The organism is Klebsiella sp. K47 (assembly GCF_051858335.1).
Classification (GTDB): Bacteria; Pseudomonadota; Gammaproteobacteria; order Enterobacterales; family Enterobacteriaceae; genus Klebsiella; species Klebsiella pneumoniae.
The window spans coordinates 1-2,966 of record NZ_JBPYUI010000064.1 but is presented as its reverse complement, the minus strand read 5'-3'; the positions used below and the strand labels follow the sequence as shown (position 1 = coordinate 2,966).

The 2,966-nt window shown below is 39.3% G+C and carries 2 protein-coding genes; both read left to right on the top strand.

Annotated elements, in window-relative coordinates:
• Positions 1–400 precede the first annotated feature (400 nt).
• Positions 401–1,507, top strand: a complete 1,107-nt coding sequence (locus tag RRF55_RS26955; RefSeq protein ID WP_110924998.1) for an AAA family ATPase — start codon at positions 401–403, stop codon at positions 1,505–1,507.
• Position 1,508: 1 nt separating this feature from the next.
• Positions 1,509–2,150, top strand: coding sequence for a DUF3226 domain-containing protein (locus RRF55_RS26950; RefSeq protein ID WP_134726087.1), 642 nt, complete (start codon positions 1,509–1,511; stop codon positions 2,148–2,150).
• Positions 2,151–2,966: the final 816 nt, after the last annotated feature.

Sequence of the window (2,966 nt, the reverse complement as noted above, 5' to 3'; positions counted from 1 at the left end):
AAGACATGCAAAAGCGCCACTGGCAGCAGCCACTGGTAACTGATTTAGAGGAGTTAGTCTTGAAGTTGTGCGCCAGTTAAGGCTAAACTGAAAGAACAAGTTTTGGTGACTGCGCTCCTCCAAGCCAGTTACCTCGGTTCAGAAACTTGCCGGTTAATGAACCTTCGAAAAACCACCTTGCCGGGTGGTTTTTTCGTTTACAGAGCAAGAGACTACGACGACTAGATAAGGATCTCAAGAGATCCTTAAAAGAATTGATTCATTGAAATAGACGCAACTAACATTGCATCACATACAAACTGATTAGCGCGTAAAAATTGAGCTGTAATCTATAATGATGTTTAAATTTCATCAAAAACATGATGTTATATGTTCAATGCACTCTTTTGAGGTATAGCTGATGCTAGACTACTTAAATATAAAGAACTATCGCTTTTTTACAGAACTCAATGTTCCAAAGTTATCTAGAGTTAATTTGTTCTCTGGAAAAAATAACGCTGGGAAAAGCTCATTCCTCGAAGCGATATATCTTCATGCAAATGGATTCAGCGAGCCATCGATCTATAAAGTATTAAGTGATCGTGAAGAAATCATAGAAAGAGGTAATGTTGACTTTTACTTATCACCACTACGACATTTTTTTATAAATCACAAAATAGAAATAGAATCTTTCAAAGAACTAGAAATATCCAGTAATTTAGATAGAACAACAATAAGCCTTGGATACAGTTATATTGAACGAGATGCAAAAAGAGTAACTAGGCAAACTATAGATATAAAAACAGACAATGCGAACCGAGAGATTTTTTTAGAGGATGCTTTTGCACTAAGTCTACTAACAAAATCAGAAGCTACCGAAAGGAGTGGTGAGTTCCCATTATATCAAGATAGCGACACTCCTTTTGATGGTGGTAGAACATTCAGACGCTCTATGAGCGAAAGAAAAAATATATTACTAGTCCCATCATCTGGAGCTTCATTTGATGAACTAGGCTTTCTATGGGACAACATTAGCCTAACAGATTCAGAAAAGTATATTCTTAATGCCTTGAGAATCATAGAGAACAGAGTTACTGGAATTGCCATGATCCAACAAAGAAAAGGATCAGCAAGACGTACCCCTGTAGTAAAATTAAGGCATATAGATGACCCCGTGACATTAAAAAGCCTTGGCGATGGAATGGGGCGAATATTCCATATCATTTTGTCATTAGCTAATTGTAGTAATGGAATATTGTTAATCGATGAATTTGAAAACGGTTTACACTGGAGCGTTCAAGAAAAGGTATGGGAAATAATATTCAACCTTTCTAACTCATTGAATGTACAAGTTTTCTGCACATCTCACAGTCGAGATTGCATATTGTCATTTAAAGAAAACTGGAAAAAAAGGTCGGATTCAGGGATGTTCTATAGAATAGAAAATAACAATGGTGATATAGAATCTAAAAAATATGATCTTGAATCTTTGAATGACTCATTAGAATTTGATGTAGAGGTTCGGTAAAATGGCTGAGAACTGGTTGAAAAAAACAAAAGGCCCCGTAATATTAACGGAAGGGGATAATGATTGCCACGTTATTATATCTCTATGTCAAAAGCACTCTGTCGCTGAATCATTTGGATTTTACTCATGCGGAAGTGATGATGGTGCAATAAAACGACTTGATGCTTTGTTATTTTCATCGGAAATACCAAAAAAATTAGCAATTGTATTAGATGCGGATAACCCCAACCTTGAATCTAAGTGGGCTCGAATTAGACATATAATTTCTAAGAACACCGATGACCAATCATCACCAGAGCGTCCGGAGAAAGATGGCACAATAGTGAAACTAAAAGGTGGGACATTATTAGGTGTTTGGTTTATGCCGGATAATGTTGTAGACGGCATGCTTGAAGACTTTTGTATTGGCATTGCCCCATCAGAATGCATTAATGAAGCAAAAGAATATATAGAAAAGTGCAAAAAAAGTAGTTTATCTACTTATATTGATGCCCATAAATCTAAAGCTATCATACATGCATTTCTTGCCACTCAAAATGAACCCGGCGCTCCTTTAGGTATATCTATAACAAGAAACACGCTAGATCACGGGCATGAGTCGGTTAATACTTTTGTTGAGTGGTTAAACAAAGTGTTCAATTAGGAATACTTTATTTTAAGATCAGCCTACTCCTTAAAAATAAATATGAAAAATATTTTAATTTAAGAAAAACCGCCCCTTCAGGTGAGGGGATTTTTTTGCTCCCTCCATTTAACATAAAGCCCTGATTGTACGCACCGCTAAAACGGCCTCAGGGCGTTTCCGACGGGAAACCGGTAAAACAGGCAACAAACCACCCGAAAACCCGCCAGAAACGCCCTGAGGCCGTTTTCACGGCATGCATGAGTATGCGCGCAAGTGCATAGCGCGGAAATTCACCTCATTCAGCCATGGTAAGTCCTGTTTCTGCCGTTCTTCCCATCCGAAAACGGTGAACGGGGACGCAATTTATTGCGTGGCCGTGAAGCGTTGCCGGCGCAGCCGGAAAACCGGTTTTCAGCATGATCAGGAATCGGGTTCGTCGACGGCCGGCAATCACGTTATGGCACGTCGCCGGACGACTCACCACACGATTCACCGGCGATTCGACTCGTGACTTGACTCTAGAGTCGTCAAGGTCAAAAAAACACCAAAGTGACGATTCGACTCTAGAGTCAAGTCGTCATAAGTTACTGATAGTATTAAGTGAGTCGTCGATGACTCTATGACGAGTCGTCGGCAAGTCGTACACGAATCGCCGACGACTTGGATTCACCTTACAGAAAGTAATACTGCGTAATTTAATAACCCACAACTAACTGATATTAATGAGTTATCTGCAAAATTTTAATTTTGCGTGGTGTGTGGGTATTTTAAGTGGTGAGGTGCGTTCAGAGAACTGACGATTTTTGGGAAGGTTCAGGAACTCCCCGGGATGGC

Coding starts and splice junctions, on each gene's coding strand:
- RRF55_RS26955 (WP_110924998.1), top strand. CDS start 401: ATGCTAGACTACTTAAATATAAAGAACTATCGCTTTTTTACAGAACTC.
- RRF55_RS26950 (WP_134726087.1), top strand. CDS start 1,509: ATGGCTGAGAACTGGTTGAAAAAAACAAAAGGCCCCGTAATATTAACG.